At 67.8% G+C, this 24,250-nt stretch carries 26 protein-coding genes; 6 read left to right on the top strand and 20 right to left on the bottom strand.

The genetic code is table 11. The features are described 5' to 3' along the window. Positions 1-2: 2 nt before the first annotated feature. The 5 genes from L5G32_RS02325 to L5G32_RS02305 are packed head-to-tail and all read right to left on the bottom strand — an operon-like array spanning position 3 to position 3,033. On the bottom strand, positions 3-791 hold the full coding sequence (locus tag L5G32_RS02325) for an exodeoxyribonuclease III (RefSeq protein ID WP_237009389.1): 789 nt from the start codon (positions 789-791) through the stop codon (positions 3-5). Positions 792-794: 3 nt separating this feature from the next. Further along, entirely contained in the window at positions 795-1,223 is a 429-nt protein-coding gene (locus L5G32_RS02320) for a barstar family protein (protein WP_237009388.1), read from the bottom strand. Further along, entirely contained in the window at positions 1,220-1,735 is a 516-nt protein-coding gene (locus L5G32_RS02315) for a guanyl-specific ribonuclease (RefSeq protein WP_237009387.1), read from the bottom strand. Before L5G32_RS02315 ends, L5G32_RS02320 begins: the two co-directional genes overlap by 4 nt. Positions 1,736-1,777: 42 nt before the next feature. After that, positions 1,778-2,431 (bottom strand): GNAT family N-acetyltransferase, cg3035/Rv0428c family, encoded by a 654-nt coding sequence (locus tag L5G32_RS02310; RefSeq protein ID WP_237009386.1) that lies wholly within the window; start codon positions 2,429-2,431, stop codon positions 1,778-1,780. Positions 2,432-2,439: 8 nt separating this feature from the next. Next, positions 2,440-3,033, bottom strand: coding sequence for a peptide deformylase (locus L5G32_RS02305; protein ID WP_237009385.1), 594 nt, complete (start codon positions 3,031-3,033; stop codon positions 2,440-2,442). A 181-nt stretch (positions 3,034-3,214) separates the two neighbouring features. Here L5G32_RS02305 and napA point away from each other — a divergent pair, with 181 nt between their 5' ends. The 4 genes from napA (at position 3,215) to L5G32_RS02285 (ending at position 5,978) form a co-directional block, all read left to right on the top strand. Then, positions 3,215-3,559: a nucleoid-associated protein NapA gene (gene napA, locus L5G32_RS02300; protein WP_237009384.1), complete on the top strand. Its 345-nt coding sequence runs from the start codon at positions 3,215-3,217 to the stop codon at positions 3,557-3,559. A 70-nt stretch (positions 3,560-3,629) separates the two neighbouring features. Next, positions 3,630-4,148 (top strand): LytR C-terminal domain-containing protein, encoded by a 519-nt coding sequence (locus L5G32_RS02295; protein ID WP_237009383.1) that lies wholly within the window; start codon positions 3,630-3,632, stop codon positions 4,146-4,148. A gap of 72 nt (positions 4,149-4,220) precedes the next feature. Continuing rightward, positions 4,221-4,826, top strand: a complete 606-nt coding sequence (locus L5G32_RS02290; RefSeq protein WP_237009382.1) for a superoxide dismutase family protein — start codon at positions 4,221-4,223, stop codon at positions 4,824-4,826. An 18-nt stretch (positions 4,827-4,844) separates the two neighbouring features. Beyond that, the gene (locus L5G32_RS02285) at positions 4,845-5,978 is read left to right on the top strand and encodes a glutamate--cysteine ligase (RefSeq protein WP_237009381.1); all 1,134 of its coding nucleotides are present in this window, start codon (positions 4,845-4,847) and stop codon (positions 5,976-5,978) included. A gap of 16 nt (positions 5,979-5,994) precedes the next feature. Here L5G32_RS02285 and mnhG read toward each other — a convergent pair whose 3' ends face one another. From mnhG to L5G32_RS02255, 6 genes are read right to left on the bottom strand one after another with little or no spacing between them, the layout of a single operon-like run. Continuing rightward, complete coding sequence (gene mnhG, locus L5G32_RS02280; protein ID WP_237009380.1) at positions 5,995-6,330, bottom strand: monovalent cation/H(+) antiporter subunit G; 336 nt, start codon at positions 6,328-6,330, stop codon at positions 5,995-5,997. A 13-nt stretch (positions 6,331-6,343) separates the two neighbouring features. After that, on the bottom strand, positions 6,344-6,604 hold the full coding sequence (locus L5G32_RS02275) for a monovalent cation/H+ antiporter complex subunit F (RefSeq protein ID WP_237009379.1): 261 nt from the start codon (positions 6,602-6,604) through the stop codon (positions 6,344-6,346). After that, positions 6,601-7,422, bottom strand: a complete 822-nt coding sequence (locus L5G32_RS02270) for a Na+/H+ antiporter subunit E (RefSeq protein ID WP_237009378.1) — start codon at positions 7,420-7,422, stop codon at positions 6,601-6,603. Before L5G32_RS02270 ends, L5G32_RS02275 begins: the two co-directional genes overlap by 4 nt. Further along, positions 7,419-9,032, bottom strand: a complete 1,614-nt coding sequence (locus L5G32_RS02265) for a Na+/H+ antiporter subunit D (RefSeq protein WP_237009377.1) — start codon at positions 9,030-9,032, stop codon at positions 7,419-7,421. Before L5G32_RS02265 ends, L5G32_RS02270 begins: the two co-directional genes overlap by 4 nt. After that, complete coding sequence (locus tag L5G32_RS02260) at positions 9,029-9,724, bottom strand: Na(+)/H(+) antiporter subunit C (protein WP_237009376.1); 696 nt, start codon at positions 9,722-9,724, stop codon at positions 9,029-9,031. The genes L5G32_RS02265 and L5G32_RS02260 overlap by 4 nt, the downstream gene beginning before the upstream one ends. Continuing rightward, positions 9,721-12,618: a Na+/H+ antiporter subunit A gene (locus L5G32_RS02255; RefSeq protein WP_237009375.1), complete on the bottom strand. Its 2,898-nt coding sequence runs from the start codon at positions 12,616-12,618 to the stop codon at positions 9,721-9,723. Before L5G32_RS02255 ends, L5G32_RS02260 begins: the two co-directional genes overlap by 4 nt. Before the next feature lie 80 nt (positions 12,619-12,698). On the opposite strand from L5G32_RS02255, the gene L5G32_RS02250 reads away from it, so the two are divergent. After that, on the top strand, positions 12,699-13,115 hold the full coding sequence (locus tag L5G32_RS02250) for a hypothetical protein (protein ID WP_237009374.1): 417 nt from the start codon (positions 12,699-12,701) through the stop codon (positions 13,113-13,115). Between the two features lie 10 nt (positions 13,116-13,125). Here L5G32_RS02250 and L5G32_RS02245 read toward each other — a convergent pair whose 3' ends face one another. The 7 genes from L5G32_RS02245 to L5G32_RS02215 all read right to left on the bottom strand — a co-directional run bounded on the left by L5G32_RS02245 (position 13,126) and on the right by L5G32_RS02215 (position 20,569). Further along, positions 13,126-15,339, bottom strand: coding sequence for an AAA family ATPase (locus tag L5G32_RS02245; RefSeq protein WP_237009373.1), 2,214 nt, complete (start codon positions 15,337-15,339; stop codon positions 13,126-13,128). 3 nt (positions 15,340-15,342) lie between these two features. Then, on the bottom strand, positions 15,343-16,377 hold the full coding sequence (locus L5G32_RS02240; protein WP_237009372.1) for a CDP-alcohol phosphatidyltransferase family protein: 1,035 nt from the start codon (positions 16,375-16,377) through the stop codon (positions 15,343-15,345). Beyond that, positions 16,377-17,093 (bottom strand): phosphatidylserine decarboxylase, encoded by a 717-nt coding sequence (locus tag L5G32_RS02235; RefSeq protein ID WP_237009371.1) that lies wholly within the window; start codon positions 17,091-17,093, stop codon positions 16,377-16,379. The genes L5G32_RS02240 and L5G32_RS02235 overlap by 1 nt, the downstream gene beginning before the upstream one ends. An 80-nt stretch (positions 17,094-17,173) precedes the next feature. Further along, positions 17,174-17,635: an SRPBCC family protein gene (locus L5G32_RS02230; protein ID WP_237009370.1), complete on the bottom strand. Its 462-nt coding sequence runs from the start codon at positions 17,633-17,635 to the stop codon at positions 17,174-17,176. A gap of 74 nt (positions 17,636-17,709) precedes the next feature. Further along, positions 17,710-18,150 (bottom strand): DUF350 domain-containing protein, encoded by a 441-nt coding sequence (locus L5G32_RS02225; protein WP_237009369.1) that lies wholly within the window; start codon positions 18,148-18,150, stop codon positions 17,710-17,712. A 16-nt stretch (positions 18,151-18,166) separates the two neighbouring features. Continuing rightward, positions 18,167-19,285 (bottom strand): acyl-CoA dehydrogenase family protein, encoded by a 1,119-nt coding sequence (locus tag L5G32_RS02220; RefSeq protein ID WP_237009368.1) that lies wholly within the window; start codon positions 19,283-19,285, stop codon positions 18,167-18,169. 87 nt (positions 19,286-19,372) lie between these two features. Next, positions 19,373-20,569 (bottom strand): acyl-CoA dehydrogenase family protein, encoded by a 1,197-nt coding sequence (locus tag L5G32_RS02215; protein ID WP_237009367.1) that lies wholly within the window; start codon positions 20,567-20,569, stop codon positions 19,373-19,375. A gap of 60 nt (positions 20,570-20,629) precedes the next feature. Between L5G32_RS02215 and L5G32_RS02210 the strand changes: the two genes are divergently transcribed. Beyond that, a complete protein-coding gene (locus L5G32_RS02210) occupies positions 20,630-22,036 on the top strand; it encodes an amidase (RefSeq protein WP_237009366.1) in 1,407 nt (468 codons plus the stop codon). Positions 22,037-22,155: 119 nt separating this feature from the next. Here L5G32_RS02210 and L5G32_RS02205 read toward each other — a convergent pair whose 3' ends face one another. Beyond that, entirely contained in the window at positions 22,156-23,793 is a 1,638-nt protein-coding gene (locus tag L5G32_RS02205; RefSeq protein ID WP_237009365.1) for a monocarboxylic acid transporter, read from the bottom strand. Next, entirely contained in the window at positions 23,790-24,167 is a 378-nt protein-coding gene (locus L5G32_RS02200; RefSeq protein ID WP_237009364.1) for a DUF485 domain-containing protein, read from the bottom strand. Before L5G32_RS02200 ends, L5G32_RS02205 begins: the two co-directional genes overlap by 4 nt. Positions 24,168-24,250 lie beyond the last annotated feature (83 nt).

The following is a 24,250-nucleotide window of genomic DNA, read 5'->3' as shown; positions in this document are numbered from 1 at the left end:
GATCAGCTCGACGAGATGTCGAGCACCAGTGGCGCGTGGTCGCTGGCGCCCTTGAGTTGGCGGGCAGCGACGTCGACGAAGGCGTCGAAGACGCGGTCGTTCAAGGCCGGGGAACAGAGCGCGAAGTCGATGCGCATGCCTTGGTTCTTGTCGAAGCGCCCGGCTTGATAGTCCCAGAACGTATAGGTGTCCGGACCTGGGGCGAATGGGTCGGCGCTGTTGAAGAATCCCGCTTCGGCGAACTCGGCGAAGGCCGCGCGTTCGGCGGGCGACGTATGGGTGCGGTCGGCGAAGTAGGCCGGATCCCAGACGTCGGCATCCGTCGGCGCGACGTTCCAGTCGCCGGCCAAGGCGATCTGAGCTGCCGGGTCGTGGGTCAACTCCAGTCGGGTGACCCCGGCGAGCGCCGCCAACCAGTCGAGTTTGTAGCTCATGTGCGGGTCGCCGGGTGCGCGGCCGTTCGGAACGTACAGGCTCCACACACGAACGCCGTCGCACGTCGCCGAGATCGCTCGGGCCTCCGTCTTGCCGTCGTACGTGGGCTCGCCGTCGAACCCGAGGTGGACGTCGTCCAGGCCGACGCGCGACGCGATCGCGACGCCGTTGTAGCCGCCGTCGCCGTGGAACGCCACGTCGTAGCCGTGGGCGGCGAAGCTCATCACCGGGAACTGGTCGTTGGAGCACTTCGTCTCCTGGAGTGCGAGCACGTCGATCGCATGGCGCGTCATCCACGCCACGACGTCCTCCGAGCGGGCACGGATCGAGTTGACGTTCCAGGTCGCCAGGCGCACGGCTCAGATCTCCTCTGCCGGATCGGTCATGGGGACGCCGACCGCGGCCCACTTCTCGCGGATCGCGGCCGGGTCGTCGTCGACGAGCAGCACGGCGAACCGTGCGTCGCGGTAGGAGTCGCGCCAGAAGTCGATCGACTCGGCGAACCACTCCAGCGCGTCCGGTTCGTCGGCGAGCACCTGCGATGCGTTCTCGACGATCGTCAACCAGCCGGTCGACGGAGCGCCCTCGGGGGTGTGCAGACCGGTCGGCAGGTCGCGCATGCAGTCGTCGAGGGCGTCTCGGTTGCGGCCGAAGTGGGCCGGGAAGTCCCACGCCGTCGCGAGTGCGTCCAGTACTCCGCCGACTGTCCGCATCTGTGCGCCGTCGACCCGGCGCGCGGCGAATCCGGTCCCGAACAGGGAGGGCGCGGTGGCGGCGACGGCGGTCATGCCTTCGGGCCCCGGATGGCGGTGAACGACTCGTAGTGGTCCAAGGTGTAGTAGGCCGTCCCGTTGTTACCGGTCACGATCCGTTCTGCGTCGCGTCCCCGCCCACTCTGCTTCGGGTTCACATCCCATTCCCGATAGGTGATCTTCTTGCCGTTCGACGTCTTCTTCGGCAGGCGTCCCTCCGAATTGCGGAACGTGTCGCCGCCGTGCGTCCCCGGCGCATTCGCAGCGTCCGGCCAGTCGCCTGCGTCGATGTAGTCGAGGGTCTGCTGGACGCGAGCGGGAACATCGTTCGACGGTCGCCCCGCAGTCCTGGACCGGTCCGGGGAACCGGAGTCGGATGCGGCGACACTCACCCCCGGTTGGGCGGCGGCCGACGGTTCGGCGTCGGTGGTGTTGCGTCCGTCGACCCACCAGGTCAACGCGACGACGGCCAACAGGACGATCACGCCGAGCGCCGATGCGAGCATGCGGCGACGGGACTGCTCAGGGCTGCGATTGGGAGGAGGCATCGCGTTCCACGGTAACCGCTGAGGCCGCGGAATCGAATTCGCCTACGTCTCGACGAGTTCGCCGACCGTGACGGTGTGGTGCAGCGCGTATCCGGCCCGTCGCGCCGCCGCCCGGAGAGCGTCGTCGGACGCTTCGACGTCCACCGCCCACAGCCGGTCCCCGACGTCGATCGGGGTGAGTCCGTCGACGATCGCGGGAGCCTCGGCGACGAGGACCTCCATCGCCTGTGCCTCGTCGATGGTGACCCGGCCGGGACGGACGAGTCGGTCGGGGAGCAGTGCCAGCGCGGGAAGGTCGAGGTCGTCGTACCAGTCGATGATCTCGGGGACGGCGGCCGACGGGGCGTTGAACTCGACGGGCACCGCCGAACGCCCGCGCGGCGTCGAGCCGCCCGCCGAGAGGATCCAGCCGTCGATCTCCTCGCGATGCGTCGCATCGGAGCCCGCGCAGAGCGCGCGCTCGACGTCACGGATCTCCGAGTTCCGAACCACGTGTCGGGACAGGAGGCGGATCGACGTGATCGCGTCGCGCCCGATCACGACGACCTCGCCGTCGCGATCGATCGTCAGATGCCGCTCGTCGGCCATCGACAGCACGCCGGTCACATCCGACTGCGACGGACCGCCGGTCGGAGCGTCGGCCGAACCGAGTCGGTAGCGGACGACGATGCGATCGCCGACAGTCGGATCGATCATGGTGGACCTCAGTCGTCGTCGTGGCCGAATGGGTCGCGGTCGGCTCCGGGCAGCCACGTCAGGCCCGGTGTTCCCCAACCGTTGCGTTTGACGGCCTTCTTCGCGGCGCGCGCATTCCGGCCGACCAGGACGTCGATGTACAGATATCCGTCGAGGTGACCGACCTCGTGCTGCAGCATGCGAGCGAAGAATCCGTCCGCCTCGACCTCGACGCGAGCGCCGTCGCGGTCGGTGCCGACTACTCTGGCCCAGTCGGCGCGCCCGGTCGGGAAGCCTTCGCCGGGCACTGAAAGGCAGCCTTCGTCGTTGTCGTCGGGGTCCGGCATGGTCTCGGGGATCTCCGAGGTCTCCAGCACCGGGTTGATCACCTCGCCGCGTCGGCGGGTCGGGCCGTCCGGGCAGTCGTAGACGAACATGCGCAGTCCGCGGCCGACCTGATTGGCGGCCAGACCGACGCCGTTCGCGACGTCCATCGTCTCGTACATGTCGTCGAGCAGTGCGACGATCTCGGCGGACGGACGTCCCTGGTCGTCGAGGTCGACAGGCGTCGTCGGGTTGTGGAGCACCGGCTCGCCGACGATGCAGATCGGAAGAATTGCCATGTGGCCAGACTTTACCCGGACAATGCGGCGTGTTCGCGGTGAGTCGTCGTGAAGGGCAGGGGTTCGGTGGCTACACTCTTGAGGCGAACCACACGTTTGTGATTCGCCTTCCGGCCATCGGTGTGGAGCGCGAAACCGACGAGTGGATATGACGAAACGGCAGGCTTTGCAAGGGAGCGAGATGGACAGCGCAACCGCGCATACACCAGACGACGACGATTCGGTCGGTGCTGCGCAGGCTGGGCAGCAGGGCGACCCGCACGAGGTCGGGCCCGACGGTCTCACCCGGCGTGAACACGACATCCTCTCGTTCGAGCGCCAGTGGTGGAAGTACGCGGGCTCGAAGGAAGAAGCCATCAAAGAGCTGTTCAGCTTGTCGGCGACTCGGTACTACCAGATTCTGAATGCGCTGGTCGACCGTCCCGAAGCGCTCGCGGCCGACCCGATGCTCGTCAAACGGCTCCGTCGTCTGCGCGCTTCGCGTCAGAAGGCGCGGGCCGCCCGACGCCTCGGATTCGAGATCTGACAGGCGTCCTACAGGCGCGTCGTGCAGACGCCTCGCCTCGTACGCGGCGTCGTGAGCTAAAGTTGCCGTGATGAAAGCTGACCGAGAAACCAACCGACTGCCCCTTCGGGCAGGCGCCATGCTGCTGCTGGCGGTCGCCGTGGTCTTCATCGGCCTCGGCTGGCACCGTGCGGCCACCAGCGGAGACGACGGCGACAGTGCTTCGACCGCTGCCGTGCAGAGCACTACTGAGTCCGGCCCCGCGGAGTCGAGCGCGAAGGGCGATGACTCTGCGTCGACGCCCGCGTCGTCGTCGAAGGTCGCCGACGCCGCCGACGTCGGATCGGTGTGTGTGCTCAACGCAGGGACCGTGACCGGGCTGGCAGGCAAAGTCTCCGACTCGCTCGAGCAGTCGGGCTTCGACGTGAGCGGCGCCGAGAACCTCTCGACCGGCAGCATCAGCGAGAACACCGTCTTCTACGACGAGGGCGAGGAGGCCGCCGCGCAGAAGGTCGCCGACGTGGTGCCCGGGGGCGCCTCCGTGGATCCGCGGCCCGCGGTGTTCACCCGGTGCGAAGGTGAACTCGCAGTCATCGTCGTCACCGAGTAACACCCGAGCGTCAGAAATCATTCAATGCCGAACCCTGTAACCCTTCCTCGTACGGAACACATAAGGAGCGTCATGTTCGCCCGTAACCACAGTGGTGCCGCCACCGGAACCTCGACCACTCGTGTCCTGGCGGTCCTCGCCGCGGCAGGCGCCGCTGGAGCCGTGCTTGCGGGATGTACGCCGGATCAGTACCCGACGGACGAGAAGGGCACCACGCCGCCGGTCATCACCGGTGACCAGGCACGTCCCGGCGACGAGGTCAACGCGGGCACGACGTCCGGCGGTGTCGAAGAGCTGACCGTGACATTGCGCAACACCGACGGCGGCAGCATCGGCACCGCCACGTTCACGACCGAGGGCGAAGCGGTGAATGTGAACCTGCGCGTCGCCGGGATCGCGCCGGGATCGCACGGCGTCCACATCCACTCCGTCGGCAAATGCGAGGCGTCGAACGGGTTCGCGTCGGCCGGTGATCACCTGCAGGTCGACGGCCACACCGGCAAGCCCGAGAGCGGCGATCTGGCGAGCGTCACCGTGTTGCAGAACGGCACCGGGACGGTCACCAGCACGACCGACGCGTTCGCGCTCGAACAGATCCAGGGCAAGGCACTCGTCGTCCACGAGGTCGGCGACACCGACGGCTCGCACCGCCTGGCGTGCGGCGTCATCGCCGAGTAACGGTCGGACAAGCCACCGGTGGGGGACCGCATCAGCGACATCGAGTTCCGCGGGTCGCCTGAGCCGACGCTCGGGGTGGAATGGGAGCTCGCGCTCGTCGATCCCGTCACCCGCGACCTGTCGAACTCCGCGCCGGAGCTGTTCGAGCTGATCGGTGCGCGCGGGGTCGACCGGTCCGAGCGGATCCACAAGGAGTTGCTCCGCAACACCGTCGAGCTCGTCACCGACGTCTGTCACACAGTGCCCGAGGCGATGGCCGACCTCGGCGAGACGCTCGACGTGGTCCGCACGCTCACCGACGAGGTCGGTGTCGACCTGTACGGCGCGGGCACCCACCCCTTCGCGGAATGGTCGACGCAGCAGCTGACTGAAGGTCCGCGCTACGCGGAGCTGATCGCCAGGACCCAGTGGTGGGGGCGGCAGATGCTGATCTGGGGCGTGCACGTCCACGTCGGGATCAGCCGCCGCGACAAAGTCCTCCCGATCCTGTCCTCACTGCTCAAGTACTATCCGCACTTGTTGGCGCTGTCAGCGTCGTCGCCGATGTGGGGCGGGCGGGAGACCGGGTACGCGAGCAACCGTGCGATGATGTTCCAGCAGTTGCCGACCGCGGGACTGCCGTTCCAGTTCGAGCGGTGGAGTGAGTTCGAGCGGTTCGTCTCCGATCAGGAGACCACCGGGATCATCGACCACCTCAACGAGATCCGATGGGACATCCGGCCCTCGCCGCACCTGGGCACCATCGAGGTACGGGTGTGCGACGGCGTCTCGAACCGCCGCGAGCTCGCAGGCATCGTCGCGCTGATCCACTGCCTGATCGTCGACTTGGATCGTCGTCTCACCGCAGGCGAGACCCTGCCGCAGATGGCGCCGTGGCTCGTCCAGGAGAACAAGTGGCGCGCAGCCCGCTACGGCATCGATGCCATCGTCATCCAAGACGCCGACTGTTCGGAACGGCTGGTCACCGACGACCTCGCCGAACTCCTCGTGCGACTCGAACCGGTCGCCGCCTCGTTGGGCTGCACCGACGAATTGGCATCCGTCAGCGACATCGTCGCCCGCGGTGTCAGCTACAAACGTCAGCACGACGTGTTCGCGCGCACCGGTGACATGCGTGAGGTCGTCGCGTCGGTGGTCGACGAACTCGAGTAGCCCGTCCGGACTCCGGTCAGTGCCCCTGGTCGCGCGCCCGCAGTTGACTCTCGTCGAGCAGATGCTCGTCGATGCGCTGCTCACGGTAGACGAGGCGGCCGACTCGCTGGGCGATGACGGGCGCCGTGATGAGCGTGAACAGGCCGGTCAGGACGAGCATCCCGCTGTCGACGTGTCCGTCGAGTTGGATGAGCGCGCCGATCAGAACCAGGATCATGCCGAACGTCTGCGGTTTGGTCGCTGCATGCATCCGGCTCAACGTGTCCGGGAATCGGACGATGCCGATCGCTGCGGTCAGGGCGACCGTCGAGCCGAACAGCACGAAGAATGCGGTGAGAACATCCCTGATCATCTGCGGTCTCCGATCATTCGTCGTCCCTCACTCGGAATCGGGCCACCGCGACGGACCCGATGAAGCTGACGAGGCTCAGCACGACGATGGCCGCCGAGATCGTCGTGTCACCGGAAGCAGCCACCCAGATCGCGAGACCGCTGATCATGATGGCGACGATCGCGTCGACGCCCACCAGTCGGTCGAGCGTACTCGGTCCGCGGAGAGTCCGGTAGGTGGTCAGGACGACGGAGACGAGCAGCATCGCGGCGGCGATCGTCCACACATACGTCATGTGTCCTCCTTCCGTCGCCGGATGTGACGGCGACGGGACGCGCGACGGACACGTCGCTCCTCGTCGGCGACGCGCTGCCGATCACTGAACGGTACGTGGTGGTAGTCGTCGTCGATGCCGTGGAACGGGCTCGGCTGCCATTCGGAGTCGCGCTCGAACGCCTTGATGAACTGCCGCTCCACATACGCCATCTGACGGAAGAACGAGTCGACCTGCGACTGCTTGCGGACGTCGAAGATGTGCACGTACAACATGCGGCGCAGATGGTCGATCTCGACGACCATCGTGCCGGGCACCAAGTTGATGTAGTCGACGGCCAGCGTCAAGACCAGGTCGGACTTGATCGCGACGTGGACGCGGACGACGGCGCCGAGCGGCGGTGGCCCCGGCTTGATCGCCGCCCACGCGACCTGCGCCGACGACACCACGAAGTTGCTGAGCAGGGTGAGGACGAGCTTCAACGCGGCAAGAGGGTGAATCCGGCCCTCGACGGGGACCCGAGGCAGGGGGAGCAGCGTCATCACCACGATCGCGATCACGACGCCGACGAGGATGTTGCCCCACGTGACCTCGCCCCACAGCAGGACCCAGACGAACGCCAGCCACGCCACGCCCCACAGGCGCATCGTGAACTCCCGCAGGTCACCGCCCGCCCACTTCGGGAACTTCAGATGCTCTTGCAGCCAGACGATCGCGTTGGTCAACGGCCACGCGAAGCCGACGACGGTGAGCCGCCACAGACTGCCGAAGAACGCCGGGATCGCCTTCTTGCCTGCGGGCCGCACGTGCGGACGGTCGGGGAACGGGGTGTTGCTCATCGGCCGCCTCCGGGGCCCAGCACGGTACTGATGTACACGGCGCGGTCCAGGACGCCGTGTGCTCCGCTGTCGGTGAACTCGAAGATCGGGCCTGCCCAGACCGTGAGGGCGAGACCGACGGCCACCATCGCGGCTGTCGGCAACACCATGGTGACGGGCATGCGGCCGACGTCCTCACGGTCGTCGAGCAGCACATCGGTGCCCTCCTCGACGAGTGCGGACGGCGTGCTCGCCGCCATATCGCCCTCGGGGGCGTCGGCACGGGGCCGCCAGAAGCCCTTCGTCCAGATGCGGGCCATCACGTAGAGGGTCAGGAGGCTGGTGACGACACCGCCTCCGACGAGGATCCACGACAGCACCGAACCGTCGGCGGTGCCCGCCTGCAGGAGGGCGACCTTGCCGATGAAACCGGAGAACGGCGGGATGCCGCCCAGGTTGAGTGCGGGGATCAGGAACAGCACGGCCAACAGTGGACTCGCGATGAGTCCGCCGAGACGGCGCAGCGACGACGACCCGGCCTGACGTTCGATCAGACCGACGACCAGGAACAGGGTGGTCTGGACCAGGATGTGGTGGGCGACGTAGTAGATCGCGGCACTGGTCGACTCCAACGAGCCGACGGCGATACCGAAGATCATGTAGCCGATATGGCTCACGAGGGTGAACGACAGGAGTCGTTTCACGTCCGACTGAGCTATCGCACCGAAGATGCCGACGAACATCGTCAACAGCCCGGCGACCATCAGCACGGTGTCCATCGCGCCGCCCGGGAACAGGAGCGAGTGCGCGCGGATGATCGCGTACACGCCGACCTTGGTGAGCAGGCCCGCGAACACTGCGGTGACCGGGGCGGGCGCTGTCGGATACGAGTCCGGCAGCCAGGTGGACAGTGGAAAGACCGCGGCTTTGATGCCGAAGGCGACGAGCAGCACCGCGTACAGGGCGTTGCGGGTCCCGTCGGGGACGGCGTCGAGGCGGACCGCCATCTCGGCCAGGTTGAGCGTCCCCGTCGTGGCGTACGCGAATGCGATGCCGGCCAAGAAGATCAGTGAGGAGACCATCGAGACCATGACGTACGACGCGCCTGCTCGGACGCGTTCGGCGCTGGCGCCCAGCGTCAACAGGACGAAGCTCGCGGCGAGCAGCACCTCGAACGAGACGTACAGGTTGAACAGGTCGCCGGCCAGGAACGCGTTGCACACGCCCGCGGTCAGGATCAGGTAGGTCGGCAGGAAGATCGAGACCGGTTGTTCGGTCGTGCCGTCCCGGATGCCCTGGCCGATCGCGTACACGACGACGCACAGCAGGACGGTCGTCGACACGACGAGCATGAGGGCGGCGAGCGGGTCGACGACGAGAGTGATGCCGAGCGGCGAGCCGCCGCCGTCCCGGTCGCCCCAGCCGCCGACGTGCACGGCGAACGGCCCGTGGACGCTCGTCAGGTACAGCATCATCGACGACGCGATCAGAGCGACGCCGATCGCGCCGACGCTGACGGCTCGCTGGAAGGTCGGGCTGCGTCCGCGGAGCAGTGTGAGGGCTGCGCCGAGCAGCGGTACGAGGGTGGGGAGAGCGATCAGCACGGTGATCCACGACGGCTGCGGGATCATCGATCACCTCCCTCGGTCTCGGCGTTATCTTCTGCGACGTTCTCTACTGTGACGTTCTCTACTGGGGCGCTCGGCATGTCGTCGGAGTCTTCCGGCAGGTGGGCGAGCAGGTCGGCTTCCTCGGGCATCAGATCGGTTTCGATGACGCTCTGGTGGACGGCTTCGAACTCTTCGGCGGTGAGCGGGTTGCCGTGGTCGTCGAAGAAGTCGCCCGCAACGGTGTCGGCTCCGGTCAGCGGGTCGTCGCTGCGGTCGCGGTCGCCGAACGTCTGCAGGGAACTGCTCGCGATCTTGACGTCCTCCGGGTCGTCGCCGAGATCGTCGTCGACGACGGACTCGAGGGACGTCGGTTCGACGTCGGGCGGGGGCGCTTCACGACTGCGCCGGTTGATGACGAACAGGCGGTACACGAGGGCCAGCACGAAGGCGGCGACGCCCATGGTGATGACGATCGCCGTCAGCACCATGCCTTGGGCGAGCGGATCGGCGTCGCTGGTCTGGCCCGCCGACTCGCGTCCGCGTACCGGCGGGTGTCCGGGCGGTCCGGCGAGCGTGACGATCAGCAGATTGACGGCGTTGCCGACCAGCATGAGGCCGAACAGCATGCGGATCAGGCTGCGATCCATCAGCAGGTAGACGCCGGAGGCCGCGAGGACGCCCGCGACGATCAGCAGGCCGAGGTCGACGCTCACTTGCGCACCTCCTGCCGACGCTGCGCGGGGAGGCCGCCGGTGAGCGGAGCGTCGTCGGCCACTTCCAGGCGTGCGCCGAGGCTGCGGAGGATGTCGAGGACGAGTCCGACGACGATCAGGTAGATGCCGAGGTCGAAGAACATCGCCGTGACGATGTGGATGTCGCCGAATACCGGAAGGTGCAGGTCGATGACCGCAGACGACAGGACGGGGGCGCCGAGGAACAGCGAGGTGACGGCGGTCGTCGCCGACACGAGCAGGCCCGCGCCCAGAATGGTTCCGGCTTCGACGGGGAGCGCTTCGCCGAGCTCGTAACGGCCGCCCGCGAGGTAGCGCAGGACGAGGGCGAGCCCCATGACGAGACCGCCCGCGAAGCCGCCGCCCGGTGCGTTGTGTCCGGCGAAGAACAGGTAGGCGGACAGGACCACCAGGGTGGGGAAGACGACGCGGGTGGTGGCTTCGAGCACCATCGTGCGGTGGCGCGGATCGCGCAGTTCGCTGCCGGCCAGCCAGGTGGTGCGTTCGGCGACGAAATCGTCCTCGTCGAGGCCCGCTTGTGCCCGGACGGCGTCGGTGACGCGCGGCACGGCGCCGAAGCGGCGGCTGCGGAACACCATGGACGCGACACCGGTGGCGGCGACGATCAGGACCGAGATCTCGCCGAGAGTGTCCCACGCGCGGATGTCGACGAGGAGGACGTTGACGGTGTTGGAACCGTGCCCGAACTCGTAGGCGGCGTCGCCGAGACGGACCTGCAGCGGCTCGGTCGAACGCGCGGCCGCAGCGAACAAGCCGACGAGCACCAGCATCAGACCGAACGCCGCGCCGATCAACGCCCGACCGACCCGGAACCCGCCTTCGTGACGGGGCGCAGCCTCGCTCGGCAGTTTGCGAAGCACCAGGACGAAGACGACGAGCGTGACGCTCTCCACCAGGAACTGGGTCAGCGCCAGGTCGGGGGCTCCGTACATCGCGAACAGCGCACCGCAGCCGTACCCGGTGAGTCCGAGGATGAGGACGCTGGCCAGACGGTTGCGCAGCATCGTCGTCGCGAGTGCCGCGGCGGCCATGAGAACGCCGACGATCAACTGCTCGGGGGTGTCGAAGCCGCGGATCGACAGCGCGTTCCGGTTGCCGAGCGCCAACGCGATCAACGGGAGGACGACCGCGGTCGACAGGATGACGCCCTGGGTGATCGGCAGTGAACCGCGCTGCGTGTTCCGGGTGACCCACAGGGACACGGAGTCGGCCAGGCGAAGCGTCGCGTCGTATGCACGGTCGGCGTTGAGCGGCGGCGGGTTCTTAAACACTCGGGCGCGCCGCGCCCGCAGGACGGCGAACAGCAGGGAGCCTCCGACGACCACGATGATCGAGAACACCACGGGGAGTCCGAACCCGTGCCAGAGCGCGAGATGCTCCACCGGGTGTCCGAAGTCGGGAAGGCTCTCCGCGTAGGGCTCGAACAGGTCGCCGACCTGGTGCGCGACGAACGAGGACACGACGCCGAGGACGGCGAGTATCGCGGGTGGCGTGAGGAAGGCGACGTTCGGTGGGTGCAAGGTGGCGACGGCGCGCGTGGGGAGACGGCGGACCTTTCGGCCGAATGCGCCCCACAGGAATCGAGACGTGTATGCGAACGTGATGATCGAGCCGATCAGCAGCACGATGTCGACGAAGTGCGCGACGCTCGGGTTCAGGGCTCCCGTGTCCCACAGGGTCCCGAACGCGGTCTCCTTGCCGACGAAGCCGATCGTGAACGGCAGGCCCGCCATGCTGGCGCCTGCGACCGCGGCGATGGCGGCGAGGACCGGGAGCCGGTGGCCCAACCGCGCGAGGAGACGGATGTCGCGAGTGCCGGTCGCATGGTCGATGATGCCGACGACCATGAACAGAGAGGCTTTGAACATGGCGTGCGCGACGACCATCGACAGCCCGGCCATCGCGACCCCGGCGTCGCCGACGCCGACGAGGACCATCATGAAACCGAGCTGGGAGACGGTGCCGAAGGCGAGGATCAGTTTCAGGTCGCGTTCGCGGAGCGAGCGCCAACCGCCGAGCACCATCGTGACCGCGCCGAGGCCCAGGACGAGTATCTGCCAACTGAGCAGTCCGGCGAACGCGGGCGCGAGTCGGGCGACCAGATAGATGCCGGCCTTCACCATGGCCGCGGCGTGCAGATACGCGCTGACCGGGGTCGGTGCGGCCATCGCGCCCGGAAGCCAGAAGTGGAACGGGACGATCGCCGACTTCGACAGGGCTCCGATGAGCACGAGGACGACCGCGACGTTGATGTACACGCCCCCGCCCGGCGGGTCCGCGATCAGGTCCGACAGGAGATAACTGCCGGTGCGTTCCCCGAGCATGATGATGCCGACGAGCATGGCGAGGCCGCCGAACGTGGTGACGAGGAGCGCCTGCGTCGCGGCGCGGCGCGACGTGGCGCGGACCATGTTGAAGCCGACGAGCATGAACGACAGGACCGTCGTCGCTTCCCAGAACACGTAGAGGACCAGCATGTTGTCGCTGACGACGAGTCCGAACATGGCGCCTGCGAAGGCGACGATCTCGCCGCCGAACGTCGCGACCCGGCGCCGCATGATGTCGAAGTAGTTCGCGCAGTAGATCAGGACGAGTGAGCCGACGCCGAGGATGAGGACCGACAGGATCGCCGACAGCGTGTCGAAACGCACGTCGATGTCCATCTGCAGACTCGGCACCCACGTGAACTTCTCGGTCTGGGGTGCGGCGTCGGAATCGGGCCAGTTGACGATCACCCAGACGAGGGCCGCCGCAGGCATCGCCGCCAGGATGTAGAAGCCGCGAGTGCCGCAGGCTTTCATGATCGGAGGTGACACGAGCGCACCGACTGCCAGTGCGATCATCACGACGATCAAAAGGGCACTCCGTCGGCTTCAGGGGGTGGGCGGGGTGTCGGAACAAGTGTTCTGCCGAGGTCTACTCTACCGTTTCGGACATGAAGGCTTTGTTTCGCGTCTGTGCAATCCTCGTCATAGTGCTCATCGGTGGGGGCGCGTTGACCGCCTGCGGGAGCGACGATTCGGATCGATCCGGCACGTCCTTGCCCGCAGACTTTCCGTCCGACGACGTCCCGTTGGTCGACGGCACCGTCCTCGCCGCGTCCGGGGAGGGCGACTCGTGGCGAGTGACGATCCAGGGGAGCGCGGCAGACGGCAATCCGCTCGCCAATGCGACGAAACTCCTCGAAGACGATGGCTTCGAGGAGTCGAGTCGTGCGGGGGACACGGCGAATCAGACGGTGTTGTTGTCCAAGTCGGTGGACCCGGGGACGTTGTGGGTGCGCGTCGGCGTCTCCGCTGATGCAGCAGGTGGCGGGTCGACCGCGTTCTACGACGTCACGCGGACCGACTGACTGGGTCTGATCAGGCCTGGCGTCGCTGCGCGTACGCCTCGAGTTCTGCCACCTGCTGCGGGTCGAGAGACGGGCGCACGGCCGTGCGGGCGGTCGAGACGTCGTCTGCGGTGACAGTCGCCGCCTCGATGTCCCGTCGCATCGCCGCGAGTGCTGCTTCGCGCAGCAGCGCGGAACAGTCCGCGGCCGAGTATCCGTCGAGGTCATCGGCCAGTTCGTCGAGGTCGACGCCGTCGAGTGGCACGTTGCGCGACGACGCGCGGAGGATGTCGGCGCGTGCTGCCGCATCGGGCGGCGGAACGAAGACGAGACGTTCCAGACGGCCGGGGCGCAGCAGCGCGGGGTCGATCAGGTCGGGGCGATTGGTGCCCCCCAACACCACGACGTCCGTCAACGGCTCGGCTCCGTCGAGTTCGGTGAGCAGCGCGGCCACCACTCGATCGGCGACCCCGGAGTCGGTGGAGCCGCCGCGGCGGGGAGCGAGTGCGTCGACCTCGTCGAGGAAGATCAGCGACGGAGCCGACTCCCGGGCGCGGGCGAACAGATCACGGACGGCGCGCTCGGACGAACCGACCCACTTGTCGAGGAGTTCGGCGCCTTTCACCGTGTGCACCGACATCCGGCCGGAGGCGGCGAGGGCCCTGACCACGAACGTCTTTCCGCAGCCGGGCGGGCCGTACAGGAGGACGCCGCGTGGGGGTTGCACACCGAGGCGGGCGAACGTGTCCGGATGCTGCAGCGGCCACAGGACGGCTTCGGTGAGGGCTTGACGGGTCTGGACCATGTCGCCGACGTCGTCGAGAGTGATCGAGCCGAGCGCGACGTCGGGCGAGGAGTTCCGCGACGTGGGACGGATCACGGCCAGGGCTTCGGTGAGATCGGCGGTGCGCAGCGCGGGCTCGGCCCCGTCGGCGGCGGCGCGGGCGGCGGCGCGCAGGGCGGCGTCGCGGACCACCGCGGCGAGGTCGGCGGCCACGAATCCGGGAGTGTGGACTGCGACGTCGTCGAGGTCGAGGTCTCCGTCGGCGGGGACGTCGGTGAGGATGGCGGCGAGTAGACGTGCGCGAAGGCTCGCGTCGGGCAGACCGATCGACAATGAGCGGTCGCAGACGTCGGGCGCGCGCAGTCGCCGATCGATCGCGGCCGGATCGGCGGTGGTGGCGACGAGAACGAGCTGTCCGGTGCCGATCGCGTCGCGCAGGTCGTCGAGGATCAGCGTGGAGACGGGGTCGGCGGCGGCCGGGAGCAGTGCGTCGATCTCCGGGATGAGAAGGACTCCGGCGCCCTGTGCGCGCAGCCGGGCGATCGCGTCGGCGACGGCCGTTCGGCGACCGTCCGCGGCGAGCGCCCCGGTGGTCGGACCGTCCAGTTCCACGAACGGGCGCCCGGCGCACACCGCGCGGACGACCGTCGTCTTGCCGACCCCGGCGGGGCCGGTCACCAGGACGCCGAGGCGAGGCTGTGCCCCCAGCGACCGGAGGATGTCGGGGGTGTCGAGCGTGACGGTCAGCCATTCGGTGAGGCGGTCGACCTGGGTGTCGACACCGACGAGTTCGGAGACGGGCCGGACCGGACGCGGGGGCTCCGGGCTGACGGGTTCGGCCGGTGCGGCCGCGGGCGTAGGAGCGCTGTCTGTCGGAACATCTCTGTCCCGGCCCGCCCAGAGTGCGGCGGTTCCCGTCTGCACGCTCACCGGACCCGCAGGCTCGGTGGCGGTGACGGTGAGGAGTTCATTGGTCCACGTGATGCCGAGCGTGTTCGCCAGCGACCGGGTGGCCGGACTCGCCGACAACTCGGGTCCCAGGTCTCGCGGCAGCAGGGCAACCGTGTCGCCGACGGTCAGGATCTTGCCGAGCAGAGCACGACGGAGAGTGGCTTCGCTGACCGCCGACATCGCGACAGACGATCCGCTGACCGTGACGCGTGACGCGCCGGGCACGACGGCTGGTCCGACGACGACCTGGGTGCTCTCGCGGACACCGAGGTTGGTGAACGTGATGTCGTCGAGCAGGAGCACCCCGGGCGGCACGTCGTCGCCTGCGCGGGCGACGACCGACGTCATGGTCCGGGCCCCGGTCATGCCGATCGCATCCCATTCGGTCAGCGAGAGCGCAGCCAGGACCTCCGGGTGGACCCGCACCAGGCCGCGACGCGAGTCGGCCGCCGACGTGTTCAGTCGAGCGGTCAGAGTCAGCGACGGCCGCGTCGCGGGGGCCCGGTTCACGGGTCAGTCCTCCGGGTCGTAGGGGTCGGGAATCTGATTCTCTCGAGCCACGGGGCGACGCAGGCCCAAGCGGGCCGCGGACGGCTTCCGCGGGATCGTGCGGCGCCGCACGCCGTTCGAGGCTCGTCGTTCCCCGCGTCGCTCGTCGCGTCGTTGGATGCGCCGGTCGCGGGGTGCTGCGTCCCAGTGATCGGGGTGCGAGGCGGCCCACCGCTGCATCCGCCATGCGAACGGGATGTGGGCGAGGTAGGCCAGGACCGCCAGCATCATCAGGAGGTACGGAAACGTCATCAGGAGGGCGGCTGCCGCGGCGACCACGATGAGGAGTCCGGCCAGCGCACTCGGCCGCACCCGCGCCGACTTGAACGACAGCGTCGGGCACCGGCTCACGGCGAGGACGGCGACGAAGACCAGCCACGCGCCGACGGCAGCCGTCGACGTCCACCAGCCTTCGCCGAAGTGCTGCATGGCGCCGACCGGCACCAATGCGGTCAATGCGGCGATCGGTGCGGGGACGCCGACGAAGAAGTCCTTCGTGTAACCGGGGGCGGCGTCGTCGTCGAGCAGGGTGTTGAAGCGGGCCAATCGCAGGATGATCGCCGCGCAGTAGATGAGAACGAGCACCCAGCCGAGGTCTTCGCCCACGCCTTCCTGGCCTCGGAGAACCGTCGAGTAGATGATCAGTGCCGGCGCAACGCCGAAGTTGACGGCGTCGGCCAGGGAGTCGATCTCGGCGCCGATCTTGGTGGTCGCGTCCATGAGTCGAGCGACGCGTCCGTCGAGTCCGTCGAGGACGGCTGCGACGACCAGAAGTCCCATCGCGAGGTCGATGTGGCCCGCGTCCGCGGACCGGACCGCGGTGAGGCCTGCGCAGAGCGCGAGGATGGTGAGCGCGGACGGTAGGAACATGCGACCGTCGCGCAGGGAACGGCGGCGGGTGTCCGCGCGCGAGTTACGGCCCGCGACGCGCAGCCTGCGGCGTGGCGTGCCGTCGCGGCGGAGTCTGCGAGGGCGGCGTCGAGTCGGCGTGTCGGGCATCAGGTCAGGTCCGCGAGGACGGTCTCGGCGCCGACGGCCCGCTGCCCGACCGACACCTTCGGCACGCTGCCTGCCGGCAGGTAGACGTCGACGCGGGATCCGAAGCGGATCAGCCCGTACGTGTCGCCGAGTACCAGTTCGTCGCCGACCGATGCGTCGTTGACGATGCGCCTAGCCAGGAGTCCGGCGATCTGGACGACGCCGACCTGCGGCCCGGTCCCGTCCGGTCCGGTCGCGATCGTCATCGACGTGCGCTCGTTCGCGGTGCTCGCCTCGGGCAGGTCGGCCGACAGGAACTCGCCGGGCTTGTGCTCGATCGAGACGACGCGGCCGGCGGCCGGGACGCGCTGAACGTGGACGTCGAAGATCGACAAGAAGATGCACACGCGGGGCAACGGCTGATCGCCGAGACCCAGTTCGGGATGCGGAACGGCCTTGTCGACCAGAGCGACGGCTCCGTCCGCGGGGGCGACGACCAGACCGGCCCCGACTGGCGGCACCCGGGACGGGTGCCGGAAGAACAGGGCCGACGCGGCGGCGGCGGCCGCGGCCGAGCGGGCGAGCCACGGGTGCCTGCGTCCGAGTAGTGCGATGGCGGCCGGTGCGGCGACGAACGGCAGTCCGCGCCGGTGCACGGGCGGGACCGTCGCGTTGAACAGGTCGATCAGATGCGCCACACCGGTGCGATCGTCGGGTTGAGCGGGGCGTCGTGCCACCGGGAGTCTCCTCACGTCTGGCTCCGGCAGCGGGTCGTCCGTGAGCGCTTTGCGTTGAGGTAAGTCTAGAGGTCGCCGGACTAGGCTCCTTCGGCTGCCCGCTTGACCTTGCCGAGCGTCTCACGGATGCCCGCGCGGAGCTCGTCCTCGAACGAGTCGTTGCCCCCGAACACCTTGTCGACGAGGAACGCGGACACCGACGTCGTCTTGCCGCCCGCGGCCGCCCGTGATTCGGTGACCCGCGACCCGGTCTCGGTCGGCTCGATCCGGTACGACCACACCGTGTGGTTCTCGGCGATGCGGAACGCGATCTCCCGGTTCGGCTCGAAGGCGACCACCTTGGCGGTCGTCGGCCAGAAGAGGGGACCGCGGCGGTTCACGTTGAGCGTGCGGGCGCCCTGCTTCACCTCGCCGCCGAAGACGACCATCTTCTTGCACTGCGGGCTCCACTCGCCCATCCGCGGCAGATCACTGATGACCGACCAGACGGCTTCGGGCGACGCGGTCACGTCGATGGAGTCTTCGATGATGGGTGCAGCCATGGGATGTCCTTCCAACGGTTGTATTGCCCGTCACAATAGACCAGCGGCCAGTTTCTGTGACAACTGGTTACGCGTCACAAGGCGGCAGCGACGAAGAGTCCGATCGCGACGAACACCACCGCGTTGAGCCACGCGGCACGCGAGTAACCGCCGTCGGCCTCGTCGAGCAGTACGGATCCGAGCTTGCCGGGGGTGAGCCAGTCGACGAGGACGAACGAGAACATCATCAGCGCGATGGTCGCGATGCCGTAGCCGAGCGTGAACAGCACGCCCTTGGACAACTCGAACTCGGTCGACGCGCCGATCCCCGCCGCGAGCGCGATCGCCAGGCCTGCCGACTGAGCGACCGACAGGACCACGGCCGATCGGTTCTGCTCCACCCACACCTTGGTGCGCAGGCTGCCGGGAGTCACCAGGTCGAGCGCGGCGAATCCGACGATGAGCAACGCGACCGACAACAGGCCGTACGACGTGACGTCGGCGATGTCGCTACGGAAGATCTCCAGCGGTTCCATGCGACGACTGTATCGCTCAGCCGACGGTGACCATCTCCCAATCGGCCACCGACCCGGACAGTCGTGCGAGATGGGCGTCGGCGTCCCCGAGCGTGTGGGAGATCGCGGTGAGGCGGCTGACGTAGTGGGCCACGGGGTATTCGGCGGTCATCCCGATGCCGCCGTGCATCTGGACTGCTTCCTGCCCGACGTGGCGGCCGCTCCGGTTGATCTGCAGACGGGCCCGCGACGCGGTGATCGGATCGTAGTCGCCGTCGGCGAGCGACGCGGTGAAATAGGTGCTCATACTGCGGGCCAGTTCGGCGGAGGCGAACATCTCTGCGGCTCGGTGCGACAGCGCTTGGAACGTGGCGAGGGGGACCCCGAACTGCTTGCGCGACTTCAGATAGTCGGTCGTCATGTCCAATGCGCAGGTCATCGCTCCGACGGCCTCGGCGCACAGCGCCGACTGGGTGGCGACCTCGACGTCGGCGATCGCCTGTTCCGCGTCCGTGCCGCCGTGCAGACGCGTGCCCGGCGCTCCGGACAGTTCGAGTTGCGCTCCGCGTCGTCGATCGTGCGTGCGGTACGCGGTGCGAGTCAGCCCGTCCGCGTCGGCGGCGACCAGGTAGAGCGCGATCGCGCCGTCGGGTTCGCGCGCGGAGACCACGAACGTGTCGGCGCAGTCGCCGTGATCGACGAGGGTCTTGGTGCCGGTCAGCCTGCCGTCGGCGGCTGCCGTCGCCACCGCGGTGTGCGGCCACCGGTCGCCGGCCTCGGTGTGGGCGAACGCCAGCATCCGTGCGCCGGACGACAGCCCGGCGACGATCTCGGCGCGGGTGGCGTCGTCGGCGGTGCGGGCGACGAGCATGCCGGGCACGATCACCGACCCCAGGAGCGGCTCGGGCGCCAGGCTCGCGCCGATCTCCTCCATGACGACGGAGAGTTCTTCGGGGCCTGCGCCCATCCCGCCGTCGTCCTCGCTGAAGACGAGGCCGAGGATGCCGATCTCGGCGAGGGAACGCCACACGTCGCGGCTCCAACCGAGATCGGTGTCGGTCACCTCGCGCAGCTTCTCGACGTTGTACGTGGAGGTCAGGACGTCGCGCACGGTGTCGCGCAACATCACCTGCTCTTCGGAAAGATCGAATTGCATGGGTTCTCTTTCAGGTTCAGGGGTCTCGACTTCGCTCGACCAGCGGGGGACGCTCGACCAGCGGGGGGACGCTCTACCGACGGGGACCTACAGTCCGAGCACGGCCTTGTCGATGATCTGGCGTTGGACCTCCGAGGAGCCGCCGTAGATCGTGACCTTGCGGTAGTTGAGGTAGGTCGGCACGGTGAGCTGAGCCCACTCGGGCGAGAGCACGTCGGCGGTGCCGTTGGCCGCATCGGCGTCGACGCCTGCGACGGGGAGGGAGTCGGGCCCGGCGATGTCGGCGAGGAGTTCCATCGCGTCCTGCTGCAGTTGCGATCCGCGCAGCTTCAGCAGCGACGACGCCGGGTTCTGCTTGCCGTCGGACGAACCGGCGACCACCCGCAACTGGGTGATCTCCAGGGCGAGTAGTTGATTCTCGAGTTCGGCCAGGCGGGCGGCGATCGCCGGATCGTCGAGCAGAGTGCCGGTCGGAGTCGTGATCTCGGCGGCCAGCTGCTTAGCGCGCGCCAGCTTGGTCTTGGTGTAGCCGACGCGAGCGATGCCGGACCGCTCGTTGCCCAGCAGGAACTTGGCTATCGTCCAGCCTTGGTTCTCCTCGCCGACGAGGTTCTCGGCTGGGACGCGGACGTCGCTGAAGAAGACCTCGTTCACTTCGTGACCGCCGTCGATCAGTTGGATCGGCCGCATCTCGATACCGGGGGTGTCGAGGTCGATGAGCAGGAAGCTGATGCCCGCCTGTTTCTTCACATCGGGGTCGGTGCGCACGAGCATGAAGATCCAGTCGGCGTACTGGCCGAGGGTGGTCCACGTCTTCTGGCCGTTGACGATGTAGTGGTCGCCGTCGCGGACTGCGCGAGTCTTGAGCGAGGCGAGGTCGCTGCCGGCTTCGGGTTCGGAGAATCCCTGGCACCACCAGAGATCGAGGTTCCGCGTGGCGGGGAGGAACTTCTCCTTCTGCTCCTCACTGCCGAACTGGGCGATGACGGGACCGACCATGCCCGCGTTGAACGGCAGCAGGTCGGGTACGAAGTTGAGCGCCATCTCCTCACGCCAGATGTGGTGCTGCACCGGAGTCCAGTCCTGTCCGCCTGCTTCGACGGGCCAGGCGGGCACGGCGATGCCGCGCGTGTTCAGGATCTGGGTGGTGGTGACGACGTCGTCGGGGTGGATCGTCTTGCCTTCGGCGTTGCGCCGTCGGATGTCTTTGGGGATCTCGGTGGTGAAGAATTCGCGGAGCTCGGCCCGGAACGCTTCCTCTTCGGGGGTGAAACGAAGCTGCATGAACTCTTTCCTACTCCTTGGTATCGAGCGGCGCGACGATTCGCAGTACGCTGCGAAGACATGAAACACGTTCACGCCTTCGGCGATGATGCTCTCGGTGACTCGGACGCCCTCGACGTGGCGCAACGGATATCGTCCGGCCAGGTCAGCGCCGCCGAGGTCCTCGACGCCGCACTGGCTCGCCTCGACCGGGTGGAGCCGACGTTGTCGGCGATCGCATTCGACGATCGGGAGCGTGCGCGGGCGCGGACCGGCGACGACTTCCACGGGGCGTTCGCCGGTGTGCCGTCGGCGATCAAGAACAACACCGCGTTCAGCGGCGTGCCGACGCGGAACGGGTCGGCAGCGACGCCCGCTGCGTCCGCATCGGCGGACGAGGCGTTCACCGGCGAGTTCCTCGGCGCCGGATTCAACGTGATCGGCGCGACCGCGACGCCCGCTTTCGGGCTGACGGCGACCACCGAGTTCGCGGACCGCGCGCCGACGCGGAACCCCTGGGACACGGACTTCTCCTCCGGCGGATCCTCCGGCGGCGCAGCGGCTCTCGTCGCGTCGGGCGTGCTGCCGATCGCGCACGGGAACGACGGAGGCGGTTCGATTCGGATTCCGGCCGCCGCGTGCGGCTTGGTCGGGTTGAAGCCGTCGCGGGGGCGGACAGCCCCCGCCGCGATGGCTGGAAAACTTCCGATCGACTTGGTCTCGAACGGTGTCCTCACCCGGTCGGTGCGGGACAGTGCCGCGTTCCTCGCCGATGTCGAATCGCGTCGTGACACCGGCGGTCTGCCGCCGATCGGTCACGTCGAGGGACCCGGCAGTCGTCGGCTGCGGGTGGCACTCGTCAATGCGCCGATCACCGGGCGTCTGCTGGACGCGCCGACGAATTCTGCGTTGAACGACACCGTCGAACTGCTGGAGTCGTTGGGCCACCGGGTCGAGACGGTCCCGCTGCCGGTCGAACGGTCGTACATCGACGACTTCGCCGACTACTGGGCGATGATGGCGTTCGGCATCGACCGGTTCGGTCCGAAGACGGTCGGGAAGGGATTCGACCGTTCGCAGCTCGACCCGTTCACCCAAGCCCTGTCGGGCCGGTTCTTCCGGCGCATGTACCGGCTGCCGTTCGTGATCCGCCGACTGAACAAGGGGACGGCGGCCTTCCGTGGTCTGTGTGATCAGTTCGACGTCGTTCTGTCGCCGACGCTCGCGCACGCGACGCCGCAGATCGGGTACCTGTCGCCGACGGGTGACTTCGACGAGATCTTCGACAAGCTCATCGACTACGTCTCGTTCACGCCTGCGAACAATGTGAGCGGGACGCCCGCGGTCACTCTGCCGCTCGCGTCGACTCCCGACGGATTGCCGGTCGGCGTCCACTTCTCTGCCGACATCGGCGACGAACGCACCTTGTTGGAACTGTCTTACGAACTCGAGGCCGCCCGCCCCTTCGCGCGCATCCAGGACGCATAGCCCCACCGCAGAAATCAGTACGCTCAGCGACCGCGGTGGACTATTAGTCCGCGCTGTCTGCTGAGCGTACTGATTTCTGCATGTCGCAGTGAGGTCACCGCGAGTTAGTGGGCAGTGAGTCAGTGGGCGACGGCCCCTTCGGCTCCGACACCGGTCAGCGACCGGACTTCCATCTCGGCGTTCTTGGCTGCTTGGCCGCGGTCTCGCGAGGTGAGCGTCCCGACGATGCCGAGGAGGAACGCGAGCGGAATCGAGACGATGCCCGGGTTCTCCAGCGGGAAGTACGAGATGTCGATGCTCGAGACCATCGCCTTGGGGCCGCCGGTGACGGCGGGGGAGAAGACGATGAGGACGATGCACGAGATCAGGCCGCCGTACATGCTCCACAGGGCGCCGCGGGTGTTGAACCGGCGCCAGTACAGCGAGTACACGATCGTCGGCAGGTTGGCCGAGGCCGCGACGGCGAACGCCAGGGCGACGAGGAACGCGATGTTCTGGCCGTTGGCGAGGATGCCGAGGACGATGCTCACGATGCCGAGGACGACGACGGTGATCCGCGAGACACGCACCTGGTCGGACTCGGATGCCTTGCCGCGCTTGATAACCGACGCATAGATGTCGTGGGCGAACGACGCTGACGCGGTGATCGCGAGGCCTGCGACGACGGCGAGAATGGTCGCGAACGCCACCGCGGACACGATCCCGAGGAGGACGGTGCCACCCAGTTCGAGCGCCAGCAGCGGAGCCGCGGAGTTCTCGCCGCCCGCAGCGCCGAGGATCCGGTCCGGGCCGACGAGGGCGGCGGCACCGTAACCGAGGATCAGGGTGAACAGGTAGAAGGCTCCGATCAGCGAGATGGCCCACACGACCGAACGGCGAGCCTCCTTGGCGGTCGGCACGGTGTAGAAGCGCATCAGTACGTGCGGCAGACCCGCGGTGCCGAGAACGAGTGCGAGGCCGAGGGAGAGGAAGTTGATCTTCGACTCGGTAGAGCCGCCGTACTTGGCTCCGGGGGCGAGCACGTCACGCGAGGCGACGGCCTCGTCGGCCGAACCGGAGATCATGTGCTGTGCCTCGCCGAGGAGGTGCGAGATGTTGAACCCGAACTTGACCAGGACGATCGCAGTCATCACGACGGCGCCCGCGATCAACAGGCAGGCCTTGATGATCTGCACCCACGTGGTGCCCTTCATGCCGCCGATCAGCACGTAGGCGATCATCAGCACGCCGACGACGGCGATGACGACGCTCTGGCCGGTCTTGTCGTGGATGTTCAACAGCAGCGCGACCAGGCCGCCTGCCCCGGCCATCTGGGCGAGGAGATAGAACAGCGAGACGACGAGGGTCGACAGCGCGGCGGCCATGCGAACGGGCCGTTCCTTCAACCGGAAGCTCAGCACGTCGGCCATCGTGAACCGACCGGTGTTGCGCAACAGTTCGGCGACCACCAGGAGCGCGACGAGCCACGCGACGAGGAAGCCGATCGAGTACAGGAAGCCGTCGTAGCCGTAGACGGCGATCGCGCCTGCGATCCCGAGGAAGCTGGCGGCCGACAGGTAGTCGCCCGCGATGGCGATGCCGTTCTGCTGGCCGGTGAAACCGCCACCGGCAGTGAAGAACTCCGACGCCGAAGCGTTCTTCCGGCTGGCGCGGATCACCACGAACATGGTGACCGCGACGAATGCCACGAAGATCGAGATGTTGACGGTTGTGTTGCCGACGGCTTCGGGCTCGGCGGCGAGAAGGTTGATGGTCATCGGGTTCCCTCCGCGGGGTCTGCGTATACGCCGTCGGCGAAGTTCTGGCGGATCTGTTCGGCGGCCGGATCGAGGTCACGGCCCGAGAATTTGACGTAGGCGCCGGTGATCGCGAACGTCGTCACGAACTGGAGCAGACCAAGAACGAGGCCGAGGTTGATGTTCCCCCACACTTCGATCGCCATGAAGTCGTGCGCGAACGCGCCGAGCAGGACGTAGACGGCATACCAGACGAGGAAGAACACGGACATCGGGACGATGAACCGGAGCAGAGTTCGGCGGAGCTTGGTGAATTCCGGACTCGCCTGCGCGGTCAGGAATTCTTCGGGCGTCGGTTGGGGCCGCTCGGTCGGCGGTGGTGCCTGTTCGGACACGATCACTCCTTCACCTGAGAGTCGACTGCACGTGAGAGTCGATAGTGGATTCGCATGTGAGAAGAATGAAGGAGAGTCAGATC

Source organism: Gordonia zhenghanii, assembly GCF_021738965.1.
Classification (GTDB): domain Bacteria; phylum Actinomycetota; class Actinomycetes; order Mycobacteriales; family Mycobacteriaceae; genus Gordonia; species Gordonia zhenghanii.
This window is presented reverse-complemented; position numbering and strand designations above follow the sequence as displayed.

What these genes read in the sequence shown, in the direction of transcription:
- L5G32_RS02230 (WP_237009370.1), bottom strand. Translation starts at nt 17,635, where the DNA reads ATGGCTGCACCCATCATCGAAGACTCCATCGACGTGACCGCGTCGCCC.
- L5G32_RS02270 (WP_237009378.1), bottom strand. Translation starts at nt 7,422, where the DNA reads ATGAGCAACACCCCGTTCCCCGACCGTCCGCACGTGCGGCCCGCAGGC.
- L5G32_RS02205 (WP_237009365.1), bottom strand. Translation starts at nt 23,793, where the DNA reads ATGACCATCAACCTTCTCGCCGCCGAGCCCGAAGCCGTCGGCAACACA.
- L5G32_RS02225 (WP_237009369.1), bottom strand. Translation starts at nt 18,150, where the DNA reads ATGGAACCGCTGGAGATCTTCCGTAGCGACATCGCCGACGTCACGTCG.
- L5G32_RS02220 (WP_237009368.1), bottom strand. Translation starts at nt 19,285, where the DNA reads ATGCAATTCGATCTTTCCGAAGAGCAGGTGATGTTGCGCGACACCGTG.
- L5G32_RS02320 (WP_237009388.1), bottom strand. Translation starts at nt 1,223, where the DNA reads ATGACCGCCGTCGCCGCCACCGCGCCCTCCCTGTTCGGGACCGGATTC.
- L5G32_RS02265 (WP_237009377.1), bottom strand. Translation starts at nt 9,032, where the DNA reads ATGATCCCGCAGCCGTCGTGGATCACCGTGCTGATCGCTCTCCCCACC.
- L5G32_RS02250 (WP_237009374.1), top strand. Translation starts at nt 12,699, where the DNA reads ATGAAGGCTTTGTTTCGCGTCTGTGCAATCCTCGTCATAGTGCTCATC.
- L5G32_RS02240 (WP_237009372.1), bottom strand. Translation starts at nt 16,377, where the DNA reads ATGCCCGACACGCCGACTCGACGCCGCCCTCGCAGACTCCGCCGCGAC.
- L5G32_RS02290 (WP_237009382.1), top strand. Translation starts at nt 4,221, where the DNA reads ATGTTCGCCCGTAACCACAGTGGTGCCGCCACCGGAACCTCGACCACT.
- L5G32_RS02315 (WP_237009387.1), bottom strand. Translation starts at nt 1,735, where the DNA reads ATGCCTCCTCCCAATCGCAGCCCTGAGCAGTCCCGTCGCCGCATGCTC.
- napA (WP_237009384.1), top strand. Translation starts at nt 3,215, where the DNA reads ATGGACAGCGCAACCGCGCATACACCAGACGACGACGATTCGGTCGGT.
- L5G32_RS02215 (WP_237009367.1), bottom strand. Translation starts at nt 20,569, where the DNA reads ATGCAGCTTCGTTTCACCCCCGAAGAGGAAGCGTTCCGGGCCGAGCTC.
- L5G32_RS02310 (WP_237009386.1), bottom strand. Translation starts at nt 2,431, where the DNA reads ATGATCGATCCGACTGTCGGCGATCGCATCGTCGTCCGCTACCGACTC.
- L5G32_RS02210 (WP_237009366.1), top strand. Translation starts at nt 20,630, where the DNA reads ATGAAACACGTTCACGCCTTCGGCGATGATGCTCTCGGTGACTCGGAC.
- L5G32_RS02295 (WP_237009383.1), top strand. Translation starts at nt 3,630, where the DNA reads ATGAAAGCTGACCGAGAAACCAACCGACTGCCCCTTCGGGCAGGCGCC.
- L5G32_RS02275 (WP_237009379.1), bottom strand. Translation starts at nt 6,604, where the DNA reads ATGACGTATGTGTGGACGATCGCCGCCGCGATGCTGCTCGTCTCCGTC.
- mnhG (WP_237009380.1), bottom strand. Translation starts at nt 6,330, where the DNA reads ATGATCAGGGATGTTCTCACCGCATTCTTCGTGCTGTTCGGCTCGACG.
- L5G32_RS02305 (WP_237009385.1), bottom strand. Translation starts at nt 3,033, where the DNA reads ATGGCAATTCTTCCGATCTGCATCGTCGGCGAGCCGGTGCTCCACAAC.